General features: G+C 62.6%; 22 protein-coding genes and 6 tRNA genes. 11 read left to right on the forward strand and 17 right to left on the reverse strand.

All coding sequences use genetic code 11. The annotated features are described in order from the left end of the window. The first annotated feature begins 72 nt into the window (after window positions 1-72). Both ABH939_RS16695 and ABH939_RS16700 read left to right on the forward strand, forming a co-directional pair. Window positions 73-429, forward strand: coding sequence for a GntR family transcriptional regulator (locus tag ABH939_RS16695; protein WP_003943322.1), 357 nt, complete (start codon window positions 73-75; stop codon window positions 427-429). Further along, window positions 426-1,346: a hypothetical protein gene (locus ABH939_RS16700; protein WP_404649841.1), complete on the forward strand. Its 921-nt coding sequence runs from the start codon at window positions 426-428 to the stop codon at window positions 1,344-1,346. The genes ABH939_RS16695 and ABH939_RS16700 overlap by 4 nt, the downstream gene beginning before the upstream one ends. Before the next feature lie 13 nt (window positions 1,347-1,359). On the opposite strand, the gene ABH939_RS16705 is transcribed toward ABH939_RS16700, so the two are convergent. Next, on the reverse strand, window positions 1,360-2,061 hold the full coding sequence (locus ABH939_RS16705; protein ID WP_404649843.1) for a GAP family protein: 702 nt from the start codon (window positions 2,059-2,061) through the stop codon (window positions 1,360-1,362). Window position 2,062: 1 nt separating this feature from the next. Further along, the gene (locus tag ABH939_RS16710; protein WP_003943331.1) at window positions 2,063-2,263 is read right to left on the reverse strand and encodes a hypothetical protein; all 201 of its coding nucleotides are present in this window, start codon (window positions 2,261-2,263) and stop codon (window positions 2,063-2,065) included. A 111-nt stretch (window positions 2,264-2,374) separates the two neighbouring features. On the opposite strand from ABH939_RS16710, the gene ABH939_RS16715 reads away from it, so the two are divergent. Together ABH939_RS16715 and ABH939_RS16720 are read left to right on the forward strand one after the other, a co-directional pair. Beyond that, window positions 2,375-3,589 (forward strand): sensor histidine kinase, encoded by a 1,215-nt coding sequence (locus tag ABH939_RS16715; protein ID WP_230359835.1) that lies wholly within the window; start codon window positions 2,375-2,377, stop codon window positions 3,587-3,589. After that, a complete protein-coding gene (locus ABH939_RS16720; RefSeq protein WP_165638352.1) occupies window positions 3,544-4,221 on the forward strand; it encodes a response regulator transcription factor in 678 nt (225 codons plus the stop codon). Before ABH939_RS16715 ends, ABH939_RS16720 begins: the two co-directional genes overlap by 46 nt. Before the next feature lie 25 nt (window positions 4,222-4,246). Here ABH939_RS16720 and pdxT read toward each other — a convergent pair whose 3' ends face one another. Together pdxT and tesB are read right to left on the reverse strand one after the other, a co-directional pair. After that, window positions 4,247-4,852 carry a pyridoxal 5'-phosphate synthase glutaminase subunit PdxT gene (gene pdxT / locus ABH939_RS16725; protein WP_007732937.1) on the reverse strand — a complete coding sequence of 202 codons (606 nt, stop codon included), beginning with the start codon at window positions 4,850-4,852 and terminating at the stop codon, window positions 4,247-4,249. Continuing rightward, a complete protein-coding gene (tesB, locus tag ABH939_RS16730) occupies window positions 4,852-5,721 on the reverse strand; it encodes an acyl-CoA thioesterase II (RefSeq protein WP_007732935.1) in 870 nt (289 codons plus the stop codon). The genes pdxT and tesB overlap by 1 nt, the downstream gene beginning before the upstream one ends. 79 nt (window positions 5,722-5,800) lie before the next feature. Between tesB and ABH939_RS16735 the strand changes: the two genes are divergently transcribed. Then, entirely contained in the window at window positions 5,801-6,424 is a 624-nt protein-coding gene (locus tag ABH939_RS16735) for a hypothetical protein (RefSeq protein ID WP_204855878.1), read from the forward strand. Window positions 6,425-6,459: 35 nt separating this feature from the next. On the opposite strand, the gene ABH939_RS16740 is transcribed toward ABH939_RS16735, so the two are convergent. From ABH939_RS16740 to ABH939_RS16750, 3 genes are all read right to left on the reverse strand, one after another. Beyond that, a complete protein-coding gene (locus tag ABH939_RS16740; protein WP_003943337.1) occupies window positions 6,460-7,281 on the reverse strand; it encodes an acyl-CoA thioesterase II in 822 nt (273 codons plus the stop codon). Window positions 7,282-7,394: 113 nt separating this feature from the next. Then, on the reverse strand, window positions 7,395-8,906 hold the full coding sequence (locus ABH939_RS16745; protein WP_404649845.1) for a DUF222 domain-containing protein: 1,512 nt from the start codon (window positions 8,904-8,906) through the stop codon (window positions 7,395-7,397). A 128-nt stretch (window positions 8,907-9,034) separates the two neighbouring features. Next, window positions 9,035-9,457 carry an NUDIX domain-containing protein gene (locus tag ABH939_RS16750; RefSeq protein ID WP_064444550.1) on the reverse strand — a complete coding sequence of 141 codons (423 nt, stop codon included), beginning with the start codon at window positions 9,455-9,457 and terminating at the stop codon, window positions 9,035-9,037. Between the two features lie 162 nt (window positions 9,458-9,619). Here ABH939_RS16750 and ABH939_RS16755 point away from each other — a divergent pair, with 162 nt between their 5' ends. After that, on the forward strand, window positions 9,620-10,096 hold the full coding sequence (locus ABH939_RS16755) for a RidA family protein (RefSeq protein ID WP_050656607.1): 477 nt from the start codon (window positions 9,620-9,622) through the stop codon (window positions 10,094-10,096). A 101-nt stretch (window positions 10,097-10,197) separates the two neighbouring features. Here the strand turns inward: ABH939_RS16755 and pdxS are convergent, their stop codons facing one another. From pdxS to ABH939_RS16800, 9 genes are all read right to left on the reverse strand, one after another. Next, window positions 10,198-11,106, reverse strand: coding sequence for a pyridoxal 5'-phosphate synthase lyase subunit PdxS (gene pdxS, locus ABH939_RS16760; protein ID WP_003943338.1), 909 nt, complete (start codon window positions 11,104-11,106; stop codon window positions 10,198-10,200). 171 nt (window positions 11,107-11,277) lie between these two features. Beyond that, window positions 11,278-12,300, reverse strand: coding sequence for an NUDIX domain-containing protein (locus ABH939_RS16765; RefSeq protein ID WP_118607066.1), 1,023 nt, complete (start codon window positions 12,298-12,300; stop codon window positions 11,278-11,280). Then, window positions 12,297-13,424, reverse strand: coding sequence for a glycosyltransferase family 4 protein (locus ABH939_RS16770; protein WP_003943332.1), 1,128 nt, complete (start codon window positions 13,422-13,424; stop codon window positions 12,297-12,299). Before ABH939_RS16770 ends, ABH939_RS16765 begins: the two co-directional genes overlap by 4 nt. Next, window positions 13,421-14,323 carry a phosphatidylinositol mannoside acyltransferase gene (locus ABH939_RS16775; protein ID WP_030536867.1) on the reverse strand — a complete coding sequence of 301 codons (903 nt, stop codon included), beginning with the start codon at window positions 14,321-14,323 and terminating at the stop codon, window positions 13,421-13,423. Before ABH939_RS16775 ends, ABH939_RS16770 begins: the two co-directional genes overlap by 4 nt. Next, complete coding sequence (pgsA, locus tag ABH939_RS16780; protein WP_007732918.1) at window positions 14,320-14,997, reverse strand: phosphatidylinositol phosphate synthase; 678 nt, start codon at window positions 14,995-14,997, stop codon at window positions 14,320-14,322. The genes ABH939_RS16775 and pgsA overlap by 4 nt, the downstream gene beginning before the upstream one ends. 81 nt (window positions 14,998-15,078) lie before the next feature. Beyond that, the gene (locus ABH939_RS16785; RefSeq protein WP_003943307.1) at window positions 15,079-15,633 is read right to left on the reverse strand and encodes an HIT domain-containing protein; all 555 of its coding nucleotides are present in this window, start codon (window positions 15,631-15,633) and stop codon (window positions 15,079-15,081) included. Then, window positions 15,630-17,687, reverse strand: a complete 2,058-nt coding sequence (thrS, locus tag ABH939_RS16790; RefSeq protein ID WP_063316453.1) for a threonine--tRNA ligase — start codon at window positions 17,685-17,687, stop codon at window positions 15,630-15,632. Before thrS ends, ABH939_RS16785 begins: the two co-directional genes overlap by 4 nt. A 133-nt stretch (window positions 17,688-17,820) precedes the next feature. Then, entirely contained in the window at window positions 17,821-18,231 is a 411-nt protein-coding gene (locus ABH939_RS16795; RefSeq protein WP_085989954.1) for a TIGR02611 family protein, read from the reverse strand. 213 nt (window positions 18,232-18,444) lie between these two features. Next, a tRNA-Val gene (locus ABH939_RS16800) sits at window positions 18,445-18,516 on the reverse strand. 294 nt (window positions 18,517-18,810) lie between these two features. Here ABH939_RS16800 and ABH939_RS16805 point away from each other — a divergent pair. From ABH939_RS16805 to ABH939_RS16825, 5 genes are all read left to right on the forward strand, one after another. Next, window positions 18,811-18,883 (forward strand) — tRNA-Gly (locus ABH939_RS16805). A 25-nt stretch (window positions 18,884-18,908) separates the two neighbouring features. Continuing rightward, a tRNA-Cys gene (locus tag ABH939_RS16810) sits at window positions 18,909-18,979 on the forward strand. A 1-nt stretch (window position 18,980) separates the two neighbouring features. Continuing rightward, window positions 18,981-19,055 (forward strand) — tRNA-Val (locus ABH939_RS16815). Window positions 19,056-19,147: 92 nt separating this feature from the next. Further along, window positions 19,148-19,223 (forward strand) — tRNA-Gly (locus ABH939_RS16820). 16 nt (window positions 19,224-19,239) lie between these two features. Continuing rightward, window positions 19,240-19,314 (forward strand) — tRNA-Val (locus ABH939_RS16825). 145 nt (window positions 19,315-19,459) lie between these two features. Here ABH939_RS16825 and ABH939_RS16830 read toward each other — a convergent pair. After that, the gene (locus ABH939_RS16830) at window positions 19,460-19,933 is read right to left on the reverse strand and encodes an alpha-isopropylmalate synthase regulatory domain-containing protein (protein WP_404649847.1); all 474 of its coding nucleotides are present in this window, start codon (window positions 19,931-19,933) and stop codon (window positions 19,460-19,462) included. Window positions 19,934-19,994: the final 61 nt, after the last annotated feature.

Genomic DNA, 19,994 nt, shown 5'->3' on the forward strand with positions numbered 1-19,994 from the left:
CCCACGTCACAACTCGCTGCATCCCCCGACACGAATTAGTCAAACCGCGCATTGTTTGCATAGAATGCAAACATGTTGGTCCGAATAGATCACGCCTCCACAACTCCACTCGCGGAGCAGATTGCAGCCGGGGTTCGTGGCTCGGTCATCCGCGGTGAGATCGGACCAGGTGACCGCCTGCCGTCCGCTCGCGCTCTCGCCGAGTCGATCGACGTCAATCTCCACACGGTTCTTCGTGCGTACGCAACACTCCGCGACGAAGGCCTGATCGACCTCCGACGCGGACGTGGCGCCGTCATTCGCGCCGAATTCGACTCGGGAAGAACAGCTCTCAACGAATCTGCGCGCGAGTTCGTACGGCAGGCCCGAAATCTCGGACTCGACACTGCGCACATGCTCGACCTCATCAAGGAGACCAGCACACAATGACGACCAGCAAGATCCGACTCTGGACAGCAGCTTCGCTGACTCTGATCCCGACCCTGATCCTGGTTCTCGCACGCTTCGCGTGGGGTGACCGCCTACCCGAGACCGTCGCGAGCCATTGGTCCGGATCGACCCCGGACGGCTTCAGCACCACGACGACGTTTTTCGCCATCGCGCTGGTGATTTCACTGGTGGCAGTCGTTTGCGCGTGTGTCGTCGCGGCCCGTTCGAGCGACAACGCGCCCTTGTTTCTCGCCGTAACCTCGATCTCGAGTGCGACACTGGCGACGATCTGGATTCTGAGCGTCGCCCTGACGATCGACGCCGGGTCGCCGGAGGACGCGCGCATCGGCTGGTGGATTCTTGCGCCGATCGCGGCGGTACTCGTAGGAGTTCTGGCATACGCGCTGCCTGACCAGCAACGAAGCGGCCCGGAGTCGCCACTGCCGACCCCGACGCTCGACACTCCACTCACGGCCTCCGAACGTGCAGTGTGGGTCGGGCAGGTCCGCAGCATCTGGCCGTGGATCGTTACCGCCGGCCTCGTAGTTCTCGTGATCGCGACTGCCGCGTACTCGGATTGGTGGGTTGCCGTGATCCTGGGTGTGTCCACCCTCGCCGTCACAGCATTCGCGTCGGTCACCGTGCGCGTCGACCGACACGGTGTCGGCATCAGTTCCTGGGGCGTTCGATGGAAGAAGATCCCCATCTCCAAGGTGAAGTCCGCATCGGTCGACGCGATACGTCCGGCCGAATGGGGCGGATGGGGTTACCGAATTACACCGCGCGGAACAGCCGTCACTCTCCGCTCGGGTGAGGCCATCGTGGTCACTCTCGAGAACGGACGACTGTTCGCCGTGACCGTCGATCACCCGGAAGACGGTGTGAAGCTGATCAATTCGTTGGTTCAGGCTGGTTGATTCACGAACAACGTCAATTCACGAACAACACGGCAGCGGCATTGCCGGCGAGGTAGAAGCCGGCAATGCCGAACACCCAACCCATCGCGCTGTCGCCGTGGCGTGAGATGAACGAGTCCACCCCGCTCAGCGGCTTGTCCAGTCGGTCGCCGGCCACGATCCGCCCGCACAACAGAAGCACTGCCGGAGTGGCCATGATCAGGCAGTATCCGGCAAGTATCGACGCAGACGTGACTGCGGACAGCCCAGCAGCGGTGATCATCGCGATCGCCGCCAAGTAGGGCAGCATCGTCACCAACTCGGCGGTCCCGGCAGCAATTGCCAGAAGTACAACACTTCTCGTGGAACTGCCCGAGCCGAGCACCCGCTCTCGCCAAACATGAGTTCGATCGGCCTGACCGGATGTGCGCCTCTTCTCGGAATCGAATCGAAAGCTCCACGCGAACAACGCGATACCGAGTATCAACTGCGCACCGCGGGCGGCGGGGGTTTCGAGCAGCGGGGCGACGACAGGCATACCTGCCCGTGCCGTCGTCCAGACTGCCACCCCGACAACAAAATAGAACGTCGTGATGACCACCAGATACGTCAGCAGCCTGCGAACCTGCGGTCGTCCCGGCATCAACAACATCCAGACCGGGACGACCAATGTTCCGATGCTCGTACTGTCCAGCAGGGCGAGCCCGCCCAGCGTGGTGATCAGGACGAGTTCCACCTCAGTCGTTTCGGCGCTCGGGTATCGCTGTCTCCCTCGTTCGGACTGCATTCACGATGTCGAAGGCACCGATGATCGCGAGGATCACGCCGAGTGGTCCGCCGCGAAACCAGAAGAACTCGGCGTCACGCGCGAACAGCCACAGACAGCCGCCACCGACGACCAAGAGAATGCCGATCATCAACTCGAAGCGAATTTTCATACGTCGAGCCTGTCTTCTCTATCGAATCCGCACATCAGCCATCGGAACAACGCCGACCTCATCATTTGGTATGACAAGTCAGACGCCCCGATGTGCTCTGATAAGTCTGTGGTGACCAGAAGTCGGAGTGTCGGCAAGTGGAACGATCCGCTCATCGCCTTCGGCCTGTTCGCGATCGGGGTACTCCTCTACCTGGTCGGCCTGTACCAAATGTGGACCGATGTCGGAGGTGTCGCCGACGTTCCCGCCGGGGTTCGGATCGGGATGCTGGCTCTGCTGTGTGCGATCGACTCGTTCCGGCGGGTGCGTCCGGCAACAGCTTTGGCGGCGGGGGCCGTCATCGTCGCGGTCGACGCTGCCCTGGGACCCACTCTGCCGATGTGGCTGGTCCTCTCGGATCTCACCTACGCCGCAGTTCTGTACGGGACGGCGCGGCTGGGCCGAGTGGTGTGTTCTCTGACCGCGGTGACGGTTGCCGCGCTCACCGCACTCGTCTACCTGTCCACCCAGGACGTCCGCGCTGCGGCTGGGGCAGGCGTGGTGACCGCTCTGTTCTTCGGTACACCGGTGTGGTGGGCACTGGTCATCCGTCGACAAGTCGAACTGACCGAGGCCGAACGCGAGCGTTCCAGAGTCCACGAAGCACTCGCCACTCTGGACCGCGAGGCCGCAGTCGCTCACGAACGAGCAACCATGGCGCGCGATCTGCACGACGTCATCGCAAGCCACCTCTCCGCCATCGCAATCCATTCGGAGGCGGCACTGTCCACCTCAGCTCTCTCCGGTGAACGGGGCCAACCAGACGACGGATTGAGGGAGATGATCGGAGCGATCAGATCGAGCAGTCTCGCGGGCCTTTCCGAGATGCGGTCGATGATCGAACTGCTCCACGCCGGGGACGACGAGACCCCGGACCCGCGTTCCTCTCCCCCGCGGCTGACCGAGTTGCCCGTCGTCCTGGACGCAGTTCGGGCAGCCGGCGCCGCCGTGCACGTTGCGATCGACATCGATACTGCCGACCTGCCGAGCGTGGTCGATCACACGGCGTACCGGATCACCCAGGAGGCGTTGACCAATGCGCTCAAGCATGCGCCTGGTGCACCGATCTCGATGTCGATCTCTCTCCAGCACAATGCATTACAGATCGAGATCCGAAACCCCATCGGTCGCGACACATCCAGTTTTCGGGCGGGAACGCACGGACTTGCAAACATGCGTCACCGCGCCGAACTGCTGGGCGGTTCACTCGACGCACTTCCGGTCGACGGAGAATGGACGGTATGCGCACAGATACCGGTCCCCGCGCCGAACGGAACGGATCGGTGATCACCGTCGCCCTGGTCGACGACCACGCCGCGATCCGGTCCGGACTCGCGATGATCCTGCGGCAGCACGACGACATCGATGTCGTCGCAGAAGCCGGTGACGGAGCGTCGGCGATCACCGTCACCCGCACGCATCAACCCGACGTCGTACTCATGGACGTCCGGATGCCAGGCACCGACGGCATCGAAGCGACGCGTCAGATCATCGGGACGACCCGCAGCCGGGTTCTGGTGTTGACCACCTTTGACCTCGACGAATACGTCTTCGCGGCCCTGCGCGCCGGTGCTTCGGGATTCCTGCTCAAGACTGCGACAGCGGACGAGCTGACCAGCGCTATCCGCAACGTCGCGGCCGGAGATGCAGTGCTCGCTCCGCGCGCGGCGCGTGTCCTGATCGGCGAGTTCGTGCAGCGCGCACCCAAACCCACCGAACCGCTGGGATTGAACGAGCTCACCGACCGTGAACGCGAGGTCCTCGCGCTGTTGGGGACGGGTATGTCCAACGCCGAACTGTCGCGTGAACTCGGAGTCGGTGCTCCGACGGTGAAGTCGCACGTGTCGCGAGTTCTGTCGAAGTTGCACCTCACCTCACGCGTCCAGGCGGCGATCCTTGCCCGCGAACTGGAGCTGTAGGTTCGGCCGAGGCTGACTACTCCAGTTATCCGCGAACCAGATCGACGAACATCTCGTGCACTCGACGGTCCCCGGTAACCTCGGGATGGAAAGAAGTGGCGATCACCGAGCCCTGCCGAACCGCGACGATCCGGCCCGCGGCCTCCCCCGCGGCGGCGGGAACCTGCGCAAGGACCTCAACGCCCGGCCCAACTCGCTCCACCCACGGCGCGCGGATGAAGACAGCGCGAATGGGATCACCGATGATGCCCTCGAACTCCAGGTCGGACTCGAAAGAATCGACCTGCCGACCGAAAGCGTTGCGGCGCACCGTCATGTCGATGGCGCCGAGATGCTCGGCGTCCGGCCGGGTGTCTAGTACCTCGCTGGCGAGCAGAATCATGCCCGCACACGATCCGTAAGCCGGCAGCCCGCCGCGGAGTCGCTCACGAAGCGGTTCCAGCAGCTCGAATACCTGCAGAAGCCGGCTCATCGTGGTGGATTCGCCACCGGGGATCACGATGCCGTCGACCTTGTCGAGTTCCTCCGGGCGCCGGATACCCACCGCATCCGCTCCCGAATCATCGAGTGCGGCAAGGTGTTCGCGAACATCACCTTGGAGGGCGAGTACACCGATCAACGGACGCGTCATCACACAGTTCCTGTCTTGTTCTCACGGCTGTTCTTGCTCTCATGGCTGTCGGGTTCGCGTTCGAGACGCGTCAAACCCTCCTGAACCACCGCTGCCACCATGTTGCCATCGCGATCGTAGATACGCCCCTGAGTGAGCGCGCGACCAAAACCTGCCGACGGCGACGTCTGGTCGTAGAGCAACCACTCGTCGGCCCGGAACGGACGCAGGAACCACATCGCGTGATCGAGCGAAGCAGTCTGCGTCTTCACGCCGCGGTGCGGGACTTTGGAAGTTCCGAGCAGGGTCATGTCACTGAGGTACGCGAGGGTGCAGATGTGCAGCAGCGGACGATCCGGCAGAGCCTCGCGGTAGCGCATCCACACGCGTTGTTGCGCGGCGAGATCCGGCGCTGACGCGCTCTGCTCAGCGGGCACAATTCTGATGTCCCAGTTCTTCCACTCCTGATAGAACTGCGATTCAGCCAACTTCGGAACGGTCTGCGCGTCCGGCAAGTCCTCCGGCGCCGGAACGGAGGGCATCCGGTCCTGGTGCTCGATACCTTCGTCGTCGACGTGGAACGAGGCCGACATCGTGAAGATCGTCTTGCCGTCCTGAACTGCATTCACCCGGCGGGTGCAGAACGAGCGCCCGTCGCGGATGCGGTCCACCAGGTAGACCGTCGGAATCTTCGGATTGCCCGGGCGCAGGAAATATCCGTGCAACGAGTGCACGTGGTAGCTCTCGTCAACGGTGCTCACGGCAGAAACCAACGACTGCCCGGCAACCTGCCCGCCGAACGTCCGTTGAAGTGCGGTGGGATGGACCGCACCACGGAAGATGTCCTTCTCCAGGTGTTCGAGCGCGAGGATCTCCTCGATACCAACCATGAGTCCTCCGAAAACATAGACCGCCGCACTGGGCGCGATGACGGTTCACAATATCGCCTCGGCGAGCGGGCACGGCACCATGGTGGGCGTGAGTACATTCATCCCGTCCAGTCCCCTCGCCTTGGCCGAGCAGATTGCAACGCTGAGCGGATCGTTTCCGTCGGTGGCGGTAGTAGCGATCGACGGACCTGATTGTGCACAGCCGTCTCGGCTCGCGGAACTGGTCGGCACCGCCGTCGAGTCGCGCAGCAGGCCGAGTGCTGTTGTGTCACTGCACGACTACGTGCGGCCGGCTTCGCTGCGATACGAGTTCGGCCACGAGGATGCGCTGAGTTACCGCACTATCTGGTTCGACTATCCGGCACTCGATCGTGAAGTGATCACCGCAGCCCGCACAAAACGGGCGTTCTTGCCGAAACTCTGGGACGAACCCACCGATCGATCGGCTCGGTCGACCCGTATCCCCGTCCATGAGCGCGCGGTCATCGTGATCGCCGGTCCGATGTTGCTCGGGCGCGGGCTGGAGTTCGACGTCAGCGTCCGCCTGGACATGAGCGAACCTGCCATGCGGCGGCACACACCGGAGGCAGATCTGTGGACCGTCGAGGCACTCCTCGAACACCGATCAGAAGTGTCCGAGGAGGTCGATTTCGAGGTCAGATATGACCATCCGGCCCGGCCTGCGGTGCGGTCTCGCCAGTGAAGGTCTCACTGCGATTGATCTCACGTCGGCCGACCTCACTTCGGGCGATACAGCCTGGTCAGACCCTCCTGGACGACTGCAGCAACCATATTTCCTCGGCTGTCGAAGATTCGTCCCTGCGTCAGTGCGCGACCGAAGCCCGCTGACGGCGACGTCTGGTCGTACAACAGCCACTCGTCGGCGCGGAACGGCCGCAGGAACCACATGGCGTGATCGAGCGAAGCGCTTTGCATGGCGACGTCCATGTGGGGGCCGCGAGAAGATCCGAGCAGCGTCATGTCGCTCATGTAGGCAAGCGTGCACACGTGAAATACCGGGTCGTCCGGGAGTGCCTCGCGGGAACGGAACCACACTTGCTGCTGCGCGGCAGCGCCCGGACGTTTGTCGATGTCGGCCTTCGGCACCATTCGAAGGTCCCAATCGGACCACTCACGCGCCAGCCACGCAGTCTCGGGATCCTCCGAATCCTGGGCGATGGCCAAGGTCTCGGGGTCAGGAACGGGTGGCATCTCGTCCTGGTGCTCGATGCCTTCGTCTTGGACGTGGAAGGACGCCGACATCGTGAAAATGGCTTGCCCGTCTTGAATTCCGGTGACCAAGCGGGTCGCGAACGATCGACCGTCCCGAACACGATCAACCAGAAAAACCGTCGGCTCCATCGGATTTCCCGGACGCAGGAAATATCCGTGCAACGAATGAACCGAGTAGGCCGGATCGACCGTGCGTACCGCCGACACCAATGCCTGTCCGGCGACCTGGCCGCCGAAAGTGCGGGTCAGGGTGGTCTCCGCGATGATTCCTCGAAAGATGTCCCGCTCGAGGCGTTCCAACTCCAGAATTTCTTCGATCCTCGCCATCGATGCTCCGCATCTTCCCGTGTACCGACGTCTACCGACCTTCACACAATGCCTGACGCACCGCCGGCCACCAAAGTGGGCATACAAAATCATGGAGTTGCATGCCGCCCTACTCAGAATGGGGGTGGATCGCCTCCGCCGTCGAAGGTCCTCCTCCGGGCCTTCTTCTTCATTCGGAGGTGCATTCGTAACCGCTGCCGCCGGCGTTCACCCCGCACACGAGCGGCTTTGTTTTCCAGACGTGTGCGCCGACGCCGACCACCCTCGGGCAGTACAGGCTCGAGCATTCCCGCCAGCAGACCTGACGGCCTAGTTCGGTAGCAATGTCCGGTCGGCGAGGTCAGCATGACACTCCGGTCCGGGTTCGAGATATGCAACCACTGACCGGAATGCTTGAGGCGGTGATGGTTTCGACAATACGCACTCAGATTCGACGCCACGGTCTTTCCACCACAAGTGGGATCGCGATGATCAAAGGGCTCAGTGTGATCAAGATCTGAATTCCATGCAGCGACATCGCAGTGCAACCACTGGCAGCTTCCTGCGATCACCCGCACCCAGGTGTCGAGGACAGCGCCGGGGCGGTAGACCGACGCCGAAGGAACAACGGGCGGAGGTACTGGCTCGCCCTCACCGGAAGACTCGAGCGCGGCATCGGCTGGTACCTTCACCTTCCGAATCAGCGCACCCGCGGCGATGTCACGCGCATGCTCTGCACTGATCACTCCATAACCGTCGAGGTGAGCGGGTTCGTCTGCACCTGGTGCGTCACCGCCCTGAAGCGTTGATTCCAGCATGACCACGTGAACCAACGGCCGACGCACCACCACAATCCCGCTTCGATCTTGTGGGCACTCGTCCCGGCCGCAATCGCACGGCAGAATCGTCGACCCGGATACCAACGCTCCCAATGCGTCAGCTCGTCGTTGCTCGTACTTACGGGAATCGTGTCGACACACCGACATTGCCAACTCCCGCAACCGACGGTCGAAAGCCCGTGCTTCCTCCGCCGGAATACTCCCCAATATCCGCGCCATTCCGTCCTCGGCAGCGCTCACACCCACGAACCGATCAGCCAGGGCGCGGCGTCGACGTTCGCGTATCCCCTCGGGATCCACCACGGCGACGATCCGGTCGATAGCCGCTGTCAATCGGCGACCCGTCAAGCCGGTACCGCCAGGCATCGGTGGCGCCGAGATCTTCTCGAGGAGTTGCCGTTCCACCTCGTCGATCAAATCGTCGGCTACGTTGGCCGTAGCGGAGTCGATCAATCCGACTCGATACAGATCCAGTTCTCCGCGCGCCATGGCGGCACGCGTGCGATGGAGGCGAGTCTTGAGAGAAAAGCCGAGACCGATCAACTTTCCCGCTGCGGCACGGCCCATGGTCAATGCCGCGCCGAGCTCGGCCTCAGCCAGTTCGTGAGCGGTAGACGACCAAGCACCGTTATCAGTGTGGTCAGCGCTGCGACGCTCGAAAAACTCGGCAATGGCAGCCAGTTTCCGTTCCACGAGCATCGATTCGCGCGCATGCAGATCGGCGATGAGATCGATGAGGGCGCAGTCGGATTCAGCACCGGACAGCTGCGCTGCGGTACCCGAACTTCCTACTCCGTCATCGAACATTCCTCAACATTATTCGAATATACGTTCGATATCCATGATTTCCAGGAATCAGTCCGAACAATCCTGATTGACCGAAAATTGTTGCGGAGCAACCTTTGCGGCCACTCGTGTTCCGGCAACGGATTCCCCTACTGAACCAGGGCGTTGATAATGCGGGCAGCTTCGGCCGGGTAGATAGGGCGGTCGGACCCACCACTCAATACCCAGTGGACTGGACTACCTTCGTCTAGGACTCGGAGTTGCACGTCGAGCGGAAACGCATCGATGTCAGCCGAGTCGACTCCAAAGACATGGACAATCTCATGCCCAGGTCGCCCCTCGAACTCGAAGATGTTCTCTACGACCTCGAGCAACTCGACGCTTCCCAACGTGACGCCGAGTTCCTCCGCGAACTCGCGCCGCAGCGCTGCCTCGGCCGTCTCACCGAACTCGATACCGCCACCGATCAATCGATGAAAGTTCTCCCCCGTGACAGAGTCCGTGCCGTCGATTATGAGTATGTGACCGGAACGGACAGGTATCCCCAGTGAGATGTTACGAATTGACGACATACGACACAGTTTAGGTGGCCAACTCGAACACCATTTTGAATCCGACGACGGCGAATATCACCAAAAGTGATGGGGTGGGCGCAAATACGACTTGGACTTGCCGAGACTCCCGATGACAGACTCGAACACCATTCCCGGACAAAAGAACCCATTGAGGAACCGATGAACGACGCAAGTACCTGGACCGCACGACTCGCCGCACTCGACCTGACGCTCCCGCCTGTTGCCACCCCCGCAGGCTCATACCTCCCCGCCGTTCAAACGGGGTCATACGTCTACACGTCGGGGCAATTGCCGCTCGTCGACGGCACTACGACGTGCATCGGCAAGTTGGGCGAGGGCGTCTCCGTCGAAGACGCCGCCCAGGCGGCGCGGTTGTGCACTCTCAACGGACTCGCGGCAGTCGATGCCTTAGTCGGGCTCGATCGCATCGTTCGGGTCGTCAAGGTCGTTGGATTTGTTGCTTCCGGATCCGGATTTTCGCAGCAACCCCAGGTGATCAACGGTGCGTCCGACCTGCTGGCCGAGATCTTCGGTTCGGCTGGACAACACGCCCGCTCTGCGATCGGCGTCGCCGAACTACCCCGAAACAGTGCCGTCGAGGTCGAGTTCGTGTTCGAGGTATCGGACAGCATCTGATCGGTCTGCCACACCCCGAAGGGGCGGCGGTTGCCAACGCAACCGCCGCCCCTTCGTCTGTGAGGACTTTCAGGCACTGAGCCCGGTCGTCGAACCTGCTGTCACCAACCGCGCTCTGCGAGGCGGTGTCCGACGGGCAGGTCGTCGACGTTGATACCGACCATTGCCTCGCCGAGTCCGCGCGAGACCTTGGCGAGCACGTCCGGGTCGTCGTAGAACGTGGTGGCCTTGACGATGGCCTCGGCGCGCTGCTTCGGGTTGCCGGACTTGAAGATGCCCGATCCGACGAACACGCCCTCGGCGCCGAGCTGCATCATCATGGCAGCGTCTGCCGGGGTGGCGATGCCGCCGGCGGTGAACATGGTGACCGGCAGCTTGCCGGCCTTGGCGACCTCGACGACCAGTTCGTACGGGGCCTGCAGTTCCTTGGCGGCTACGTACAGTTCGTCCTCGCTCAGCGAGGTCAACCGGCGGATCTCGCCGCGGATGGTGCGCATATGGGTGGTGGCGTTGGAGACGTCTCCGGTGCCTGCTTCACCCTTCGAGCGAATCATGGCCGCGCCTTCGTTGATGCGACGGAGCGCTTCGCCGAGGTTGGTGGCGCCACAGACGAAGGGAGCGGTGAACTTCCACTTGTCGATGTGGTTGGCGTAGTCGGCCGGGGTCAGGACCTCGGACTCGTCGATGTAGTCGACGCCGAGGCTCTGCAGGATCTGCGCTTCGACGAAGTGACCGATGCGTGCCTTCGCCATGACGGGGATGCTGACGGTGGAGATGATGCTGTCGATCATGTCCGGGTCACTCATGCGCGAGACGCCGCCCTGTGCGCGAATGTCTGCGGGGACCCGCTCGAGTGCCATGACGGCGACGGCGCCGGCGTCTTCGGCGATCTTGGCCTGCTCAGCGGTGACCACGTCCATGATCACACCGCCCTTGAGCATTTCAGCCATGCCGCGCTTGACGCGGGCGGTGCCGATGGCGGTGGTGGGGGCAGAGTCGGGGGTGCTCACAGCAAACTCCTGCAGTAGTGGCGTGACGAAAGAAACAAGGCACGGCGAACACACGAGTTCATTCGCGCGGAGGCCTCTGGCCAGAACTCTAGGACGAACCGGCCTTCGATTCCGTATCCAATTTGCCATTGCTGGCCTTAAACTGCCCGCGAGCACTGAACGACCGAACGATCAGCGGATGGAACGCACTTCCGGATCCTCGGAACCGTCCGCAATCGTCGCGGCCTCCACCAGGAGGTTTGCCAGATCCAACGGGTAGACGGGCTCACCGGACTTGGCCAGTCGGCGGATCTCGTCGGCGCTGCACCAGCGATGGCCGGTGATGGCACGCTGTTCCAATTCCGTGTGGCCTTGGAAGACCGGCTCGAAGCCGTGAGTGCGCGTAGCAAAGAACAGCTCTTCCGAACGGATCAGCTCACCGTCGAACGGGAAAATCGCCACACGACGCCAGAGCGGACCTCGCAGATTCTCCGGAGCCACGACGAATCCGGTCTCCTCCTCGATCTCACGAACGGCAGCCGCCCGTAGGTGTTCGCCCCGTTCGAGCCCTCCGCCGACGGTGAACCAGAAGTAAGTGTTCGGGATCTTGGGATCGTGGCCGCGCAACAGCAGCACCCGATCGTCCTCGTCCAGCATCACCACGCGGGCAGAGGTCCGTGACGTATCCACGGTGATGCCCTCGGGCACCGCCGCCGCGGTCGTGCGCTCCGATATCTCGAAGTAATGAGGTAGCGGTGCCGTTCCCCCGAGGTGCAGCCAGCGAACAAGTCGACGCGTACGCAACGCGAGAGTGTCGCGCACCGCGTCGTTGTGGAACCGCCGAGCGATCAGGACCCTCGCCTCGGCATCGGCCAACTCGGCCACCAGTTGAGGTCGCAGCGACGTCGTGCCGTAGGCAGCGAGAGCATTGGACAGCCGGTTCTCGGCAAGCTCGCGATCCTGACGATCCGCACGTTCGGCGGCGTCCGCCAAGGTGACGAATCTGCGGGCGTCGTCGGCGCTCATGTCCACAGCCGCCGCGCGGACAACCGCGGCACGACGGGACAGAGCCGCATCGAGCGCCAACCACGACTGATCCGAACGCACATGCAGTCGATCGAGTCGGTTCGCCGTCCCGTACGCCCACAGTCCGACGACCAGGACGACGGCAGCGACGAGCCCGAGAATGAAGATCGTCAGAGCGGAGAAGGTCATGAACCCACCACGCGTACGCCGGTGCCGCCAACCGTGACGGTCTCGTAGACACGCAGGATCTGTTCGGCCACCACCGGCCAGTCGTATTCGGCAACAACACTTGTCGCGGTGTTGACCAGCGCGCGTCGTCGATCCGGGTCACCGAGAACGGAATCGATTGCCTCGGCCAAGGCATCGGAGTTCCCGATGGGGACCAGCAAGCCGGCCTGACCGTCGCGAAGAACACGGCGAAAAGCGTCCAACTCACTGGCCACGACGGCAGTGCCAGCCGCCATGGCCTCGACCAGCACGATCCCGAAGCTCTCACCGCCGAGATTGGGCGCGCAGTAGACGTCCGCACTGCGAAGCGCCGACGCTTTCTCCTCGTCACTGACCTGCCCGAGCAGGCGGAGATGCTTGAAGTACTTGCCCGCCTCTTTGCGGAGTTTCTCCTCGTCGCCGCGTCCGACCACGATCACTTCGAGATCCGGGTGACGCTCGACCAACTCCGGCAGTGCGCCGAGGAGGACGGCCATCCCCTTGCGCGGTTCGTCGTAGCGACCGAGGAACAGAATGGTTCCACCTTCGCGCGGGTAGCCGGGCAACAGATCGGCCTCGGCAAACGCTGCGACATCGACGCCGTTGGGGATCTCGACCGCGTCGGATCCGAGAGACTCGACCTGCCAACGACGCGCCAACTCCGAGACTGCGATCCGGCCGCTGATCTTCTCGAGATACGGAGCCAAGACACCCTGAAACGTGCTCAGCACCAACGACTTCGTGGTCGACGTGTGGAAGGTGGCGACGATCGGGCCTTCCGCGATGCGCAACGCGAGCATGGACAGACTCGGCGCATTGGGTTCGTGGATATGTAGAACGTCGAAGTCACCTTCCGCGATGAACTTGCGGAGGCGGTTGTTCGCCGTCGGGCCGAAAGACAACCGCGCAACAGAACCGTTGTAGGGAATCGCGACGGCTTTACCTGCGGAAACCACAAAATCCGGCAACTCGTCGTCATCGGACGACGGCGCAAGCACACTCACTTTGTGACCACGTTCGATCAGCACCTCGGCCAGATCCACCACGTGCGCCTGGACGCCGCCGGGGACGTCGAAGGAGTACGGGCAGATCATGCCGATTTTCATTCACCCTCCATGCGGGCGAGCCGCGATTCGGAAAGGTCCGAGCGCCACAGCGGTTGAAGCATGTGCCAGTCAGCGGGGTGCGCTGCGATGTTGACCGCGAAACGGTCGGCAAGTGCTTGCGTGGCCGGGCCGACTCCGCCGGATACGTCGATCGGTGGGTCGATCTTGAAACCCCATCCGTCGGGTGTGAACCAGCAGTGGACCGGAAGTAGCGGCGCGCCGGTGTCGATCGCGAGCTTCGCCGGGCCCGCGGGCATCCGAGTAGGTTCGCCGAAGAAGGTGACGGGCACACCCTTCTTCGCCAGATCGCGCTCCCCCAACAGGCACACGATCTTGTTCTCACGCAGATGCTTGGAGAGTTCGACGAACGGTGGATGCTCCCCGCCGCTGAGCGGGAAGATCTCGAAGCCGAGACTCTCGCGATAGTCGACGAACCGTTCGTACAGGGATTCGGGCTTGAGCCGCTCGGCAACGGAGGTCAACCCGCCCCACTGCTGAACGCACCACACGCCGGCCATGTCCCAATTACCGCTGTGAGGCAGCGCCAATACCGCGCCATGACCTGCAGCCATTGCCTTTTCCAGATGCTCCTGGCCCTCGACCAGCGCATGCAGCGCCTTACCTGTCGCGACCAGGTCCATCGACGGAAGACGAAACGCCTCACGCCAATACCGGGCGTACGAGCGCATCGAATCCTTGATCAACTGATCCGGAACTTGCTCCGGCGTCGTGCCCAGAACTCTCGCGAGGTTCTTCCTGAGTTGTTCGGGTCCGCCCTTGCGTACCGCGAAATCCGCTCCGGCGTCGAACAGCTTGACCGCCACCGATTCCGGCAGGCTTCTCACCAGCCGCCAACCCGCGGCGTATCCCAGGTCGGTTGCACGCTCGGCAAAGCTCATTTCTCTGCCTCGCCGTCCGTGTCCGGCGCACCTTCGACCGTCGATGCGGCCGGGGCGATCGGCAGAAGTTCCCGAGCGCCAGGGGAATTGCGCACCGCGAGCACTCGCTGGAAGACCGTCACGATGCTTCCGGCGGCAAGTACCCACATCGCGATGTGGATTGCCCACGGAAGACCCATACCCGTCAGGCCGGATCCGACCAACACGATGATCAGTCGGTCCGGGCGCTCGATCCACCCGCCGTCCGCAGTCAGCCCGCTCGCCTCCGCACGCGCCTTCGCGTACGAGATGACCTGCGAGGTGACGAGGCAGATGAGCGTCGCGACGAGCAGCCACTTGCTGTTCTCGTGGTAGACCGCCCACCAGGCCAGGCCGGCAAAAATCGCGCCGTCGGCTACGCGGTCGCAGGTCGCGTCCAGTACCGCCCCGTACCGCGTTCCGCCGCCGCGAGCACGAGCCATTGCGCCGTCGAGCATGTCGAACATGACGAAGAACCAGATGAACATGGTTCCCCAGAACAGATGTCCGGACGGAAACAGCGTCACCGCACCGGCGACGCTTGCCACCGTGCCGATCACCGTCACCGAGTCCGGCGTCAGACCGGTCTTGACCAGCGCCTTCCCCATAGGTGCCGTCACCTTGGACACCGATGCGCGCCCGAAGAAGCTCAACACCGCAGGAACCCTCCCCGTCGTGAGTTCCGGTTCGGAACTCGTTGCAGCAATGCATCCTGCCATGAAGCCGGATGCGTCAACCTATTGTTGCCAGGCACCGGCGAGTAGTCCCCTGGTCTCCCGCAGCAATTGCGGCATCACCTTGACCCCACCGAGCACGGTGATGAAGTTGGCGTCGCCGCCCCAACGTGGCACTACGTGTTGGTGAAGGTGCTCGGACAGCGAACCGCCCGCAGCGGCACCGAGATTCAGGCCGACGTTGAATCCGTGAGGATTCGACACGCTCTTGATCACCCGCAACGCCTGCTGGGTGAACGCCATCAACTCGGCGCTCTCCTCCGGCGTCAGGTCTTCGAGTGCCGCGACCTTGCGGTACGGAACCACCATCAGGTGCCCCGGGTTGTACGGATACAGGTTCAGAACCGCATAGACATGCTCACCGCGGGCAACGATCAGTCCTTCTTCGTCCGACATCTTCGGAATGTCGATGAACGGTTCACCTGTCGTGCCCGGGGTGTTGGGCGCCTCGGTGATGTACGACATCCGATGCGGCGACCAAATGCGCTGCAAATGGTCAGGGTCACCGACGCCGTGGTCGATCAGCGAACCCGGACCGTCGTCACCGGGGGCGCTCACTGCGCCACGCTTGGCTGCACCAGTTCGGCTGTCGGCGAGGCGTTCTCGCGGCGGCCGATCCACTCGGTGATGATCCGGACGGCGTCGTCGACGGGAATGCCGTTGATCTGCGTGCCGTCACGGAAACGGAAGCTGACCGCGCCGGCCTCCACGTCACGCTCGCCCGCGAGGAGCATGAACGGGACCTTCTGCGTGGTGTGGTTACGGATCTTCTTCTGCATACGGTCGTCACTGAAGTCGACCTCGGCGCGCACACCGGCAGCCTTGAGCTTCTTCGTGACGTCGAACAGGTGATCGGCGAACGCCTCGGCCACCGGGATTCCGACAACCTGCACCGGCGCCAGCCACGCCGGGAACGCGCCCGCGTAGTGCTCGGTCAGGACACCGAAGAACCGCTCGATCGAGCCGAACAGCGCACGGTGGATCATGACCGGACGAGTCTTGACGCCGTCGTTGCCGGTGTATTCGAGCTCGAACCGCTCGGGCAGGTTGAAGTCGAGCTGGATGGTCGACATCTGCCAGGTGCGGCCGAGGGCGTCCTTGACCTGGACGGAAATCTTGGGACCGTAGAAGGCGGCTCCGCCCGGATCCGGCACCAGAGTCAGGCCGGAAGCTTCGCCGACCTCGGCGAGGGTTGCAGTTGCCTCTTCCCAGACGTCGTCGCTACCGACGAATTTGTCCGGGTTCTTGGTGGACAGCTCGAGGTAGAAGTCGTCGAGGCCGTAGTCCTTGAGCAGGTTCAGCACGAACTGCAGCGTGGTGGTCAGCTCGTCGCGCATCTGCTCACGGGTGCAGTAGATGTGAGCGTCGTCCTGGGTCATGCCGCGCACGCGGGTCAGGCCGTGGATGACGCCGGACTTCTCGTAGCGGTAGACCGAGCCGAATTCGAAGAGCCGCAACGGCAATTCACGGTACGAGCGTCCGCGAGCACGGAAGATCAGGTTGTGCATCGGGCAGTTCATCGGCTTGAGGTAGTAGTCCTGGCCCGGCTTGCGCACGGTGCCGTCCTCGTTCAGTTCCTCGTCGACGTGCATCGCCGGGAACATGCCGTCGCGGTACCAGTCGAGGTGACCGGAAACCTCGTACAGATGCCCCTTGGTGATGTGCGGAGTGTTGACGAACTCGTAGCCCGCCTCGATGTGGCGGCTGCGCGAGTAGTTCTCCATCTCGGTGCGGATGATGCCGCCCTTGGGATGAAACACCGGCAGACCCGAACCGAGCTCGTCGGGGAAGCTGAAGAGGTCCAGTTCGGTACCGAGCTTGCGGTGATCACGACGCTCGGCCTCGGCGAGCAGTTCGAGGTATTCGTCCTGAGCCTCGGTGGACTCCCACGCGGTGCCGTAGACACGCTGAAGATCGGCGTTGTCCTGGTTGCCACGCCAGTAGGCGGCGGAGCTTCGGGTCAACTTGAAGGCCGGGATGTGCTTGGTGGTCGGAATGTGCGGGCCGCGGCACAGATCGGACCAGATCTTGTCGCCGGTACGAGGATCGAGATTGTCGTAGATGGTCAGCTCGTTGCCGCCCACCTCCATGATCTCGGGATCGTCGATACCGGACTTGTCGTCGATCAATTCGAGCTTGAAGGGCTCGTCGGCCAACTCGACCCGAGCGTCCTCGATCGAATCGACGACTCGACGCGAAAAGCGCTGTGATCCCTTGATGATCTGCTTCATACGCTTTTCGAGCTTGGCCAGATCCTCCGGAGTGAACGGGCGGTCCACCGCGAAGTCGTAGTAGAAGCCGTCCTTGATCGGCGGACCGATGCCGAGCTTCGCGTCGGGGAATTCTTTCTGAACCGCCTGCGCGAGGACGTGGGCCGCGGAGTGCCGGATGACGCTGCGGCCGTCTTCGGTGGATGCTGCCACCGGCTCGACGTCGACATCGACATCAGGTGTCCACGACAGATCCTTGAGCGTTCCCTCGCCATCGCGGACAACGACGATCACGTCGGGCCCCTTCGTGGGGTATCCGGCTTCGCGCACTGCAGTCCCGGCGGTCGTCCCCGCGGGCACCCGAAGTGGGGCGGCTGAGTGCTCTGGCGCGGGACTGGTCACGGCGATGTGCTCCTAAAGGTATTGCGACAAGTTAGACAGGCGTCGTACCCACTGCGAGCACGCGCACGATCATGTTATCGGCCCTACCGACATGGTGAGACAACCGAGTGAAGGAAACCGGGCCGCGTTCAACTCACAGCGGCGACTCGAGCCACGAGTAGTCCAGGCCCACCCATGTCCCGATCAGGCCGAAAGTGCCGAGCACCCACAAAGTCGCCAGGACGATCACTGTGGTGAACAGAACGCCCAACCCTTTGACGAACAGCGACTGCTTGCCGAACCATTCCATGAACCGGTCGTATCGAGCCTTCGCGAAATGAAGGAGTCGATGTGCCCACGCGAACTCCGACGCCAGGATGCCGAGGCCGGCGAAAACGATGAGCCAACCGGGCCCGGGGTACGGAATAGCCACGATGCCGGCGGCGAACACGATCGTGCCCACGACTCCGACGCCGATGCGGTACGCAAGATTGAGGGTGGGCCGCGCGGCGATTCCCGCGCGCCACCGCTCCCAGCGGGACTCTGCGTCCTGGAAGACGGACAGGTCTGAATCGTCGACGGAAGAATCGACCTTTTCGGTACTCAAAGCAGTCACCTTTTCGGTCGCGAAATGTCTCTTCGACCAGGCTACCGAAATCGTCGCCCGGCGACCTGCGACGACGGTCTGCATGCCGAAATAACCGTGCCCTCGAACAGCTGTGCTCTCGAACGACTGAAGGCGTCCCCGATGATCGGGAACGCCTTCAGTGTTTTTCTGTGGTCCCGGCTGGGATCGAACCAGCGACCTTCCGCGTGTGAAGCGGACGCTCTCCCACTGAGCCACGGGACCGTAAGTCATACGAACGCATGCGCTCGAACGAGTTGGAACATTAACACGGCTGCGCGATGAATACGAATCACCAGGTTGGCATTCGTTTTGCATCCAGGCCGCTCCGAAATCTACGAATTCGAACTGATTTCAGACCGTATTCATCGCCAAGACGGACAGTTGCAACGCGCGCGACGGGCCGATTCGACTCCGAACACGCCACTGAGCTGGGGATTTGTGTGTATCCGACACGGTCGGCTAATGTTTCCAACGCACCGAGGAGAGCGAGCAGCTCCCCAAGCAACACGGTGCGATGCGGACGTGGCGCAGCTGGTAGCGCACAACCTTGCCAAGGTTGGGGTCGCGGGTTCGAATCCCGTCGTCCGCTCGAGAGGTGTGACTCAACCTTTTACGGTGGAGTGGCCGAGTGGTGAGGCAACGGCCTGCAAAGCCGTGCACACGGGTTCGATTCCCGTCTCCACCTCGCGCGATTAGCTCAGCGGGAGAGCGCTTCCCTGACACGGAAGAGGTCACTGGTTCAATCCCAGTATCGCGCACCACGTCAGGCCCTAGGGCCTGATGGTCAAGACCTGCTTGCAGGTCTGATAAGTTAGAAAAGTACTGAGTTCCGGTAACGGAGTTCATTGCTCATGCGGACGTGGCGCAGCTGGTAGCGCACAACCTTGCCAAGGTTGGGGTCGCGGGTTCGAATCCCGTCGTCCGCTCCATTTTTCTCCAGAACCCGCGCGATTAGCTCAGCGGGAGAGCGCTTCCCTGACACGGAAGAGGTCACTGGTTCAATCCCAGTATCGCGCACCATTTGAGAATGCAAGAAGCCGGAACCTCAGGGTTCCGGCCTTTTGCGTTCGAGCGCCGAACACACGGGCCGCAGTACTGACGCAAGCCCCTCGGGAATCCACGTCAGTACTGCGGTTGATGTAGCTGATCAGATTGTTGTAACTGCTCAGTGAGAGAAGCGGTTCGCTGCCGAAGTCATCGCGCGCAGCGAGGACTCCGTCGACGACTCCGCAATACCCATCGCCCAGCTCCGACGGCCGTCGCACTCGGTGAAGATGAACGTCGCAGTGCGGTGGCCGATCTGGTGCTGATGGAAAGACAGGATCTCGAGCGAGATTCCCGCGTCGTGCAGCATCGACGTCATGGCCGAGATCGCGCCGGTCGAGGTGGCGGACACTTTCTGGATACGCTCCCCCAGACCGAGAGTCGCTTCGAAGGTCCAACGACCCGGCGCAATCTTCTCGGAGGACCACGCACCCAGACGGATCGGGCCGCTCATAGCCGCATACGTGGACTCGAACTCGGTCCACGACATCGCTGAGCATTCGGCACGCAAGCCGGCGGGCAGAGATTTGCCGTGACGCGCCGCGAAGGGATCAGCAGCAGAAGAATCAGAAGCGAAAGCGAAGTTGTAAGTCATGATCGTGGTCTTCCTGGAATGAAGTGGAGGACCAACTGGTAGCAAGACGACCCGCAGCGAG

The sequence above is a fragment of the Rhodococcus sp. 27YEA6 genome, assembly GCF_044908235.1.
GTDB classification, from domain to species: Bacteria; Actinomycetota; Actinomycetes; order Mycobacteriales; family Mycobacteriaceae; genus Rhodococcus_F; species Rhodococcus_F qingshengii.

Excerpts from the sequence above, each read along its gene's own strand:
- ABH939_RS16695 (WP_003943322.1), top strand. The coding sequence starts at position 73 with ATGTTGGTCCGAATAGATCACGCCTCCACAACTCCACTCGCGGAGCAG.
- ABH939_RS16700 (WP_404649841.1), top strand. The coding sequence starts at position 426 with ATGACGACCAGCAAGATCCGACTCTGGACAGCAGCTTCGCTGACTCTG.
- ABH939_RS16710 (WP_003943331.1), bottom strand. The coding sequence starts at position 2,263 with ATGAAAATTCGCTTCGAGTTGATGATCGGCATTCTCTTGGTCGTCGGT.
- ABH939_RS16720 (WP_165638352.1), top strand. The coding sequence starts at position 3,544 with ATGCGCACAGATACCGGTCCCCGCGCCGAACGGAACGGATCGGTGATC.
- pdxT (WP_007732937.1), bottom strand. The coding sequence starts at position 4,852 with ATGACGCGTCCGTTGATCGGTGTACTCGCCCTCCAAGGTGATGTTCGC.
- tesB (WP_007732935.1), bottom strand. The coding sequence starts at position 5,721 with ATGGTTGGTATCGAGGAGATCCTCGCGCTCGAACACCTGGAGAAGGAC.
- ABH939_RS16735 (WP_204855878.1), top strand. The coding sequence starts at position 5,801 with ATGGTGGGCGTGAGTACATTCATCCCGTCCAGTCCCCTCGCCTTGGCC.
- ABH939_RS16740 (WP_003943337.1), bottom strand. The coding sequence starts at position 7,281 with ATGGCGAGGATCGAAGAAATTCTGGAGTTGGAACGCCTCGAGCGGGAC.
- ABH939_RS16745 (WP_404649845.1), bottom strand. The coding sequence starts at position 8,906 with ATGTTCGATGACGGAGTAGGAAGTTCGGGTACCGCAGCGCAGCTGTCC.
- ABH939_RS16750 (WP_064444550.1), bottom strand. The coding sequence starts at position 9,457 with ATGTCGTCAATTCGTAACATCTCACTGGGGATACCTGTCCGTTCCGGT.
- ABH939_RS16755 (WP_050656607.1), top strand. The coding sequence starts at position 9,620 with ATGAACGACGCAAGTACCTGGACCGCACGACTCGCCGCACTCGACCTG.
- ABH939_RS16765 (WP_118607066.1), bottom strand. The coding sequence starts at position 12,300 with ATGACCTTCTCCGCTCTGACGATCTTCATTCTCGGGCTCGTCGCTGCC.
- ABH939_RS16770 (WP_003943332.1), bottom strand. The coding sequence starts at position 13,424 with ATGAAAATCGGCATGATCTGCCCGTACTCCTTCGACGTCCCCGGCGGC.
- ABH939_RS16775 (WP_030536867.1), bottom strand. The coding sequence starts at position 14,323 with ATGAGCTTTGCCGAGCGTGCAACCGACCTGGGATACGCCGCGGGTTGG.
- ABH939_RS16830 (WP_404649847.1), bottom strand. The coding sequence starts at position 19,933 with ATGACTTACAACTTCGCTTTCGCTTCTGATTCTTCTGCTGCTGATCCC.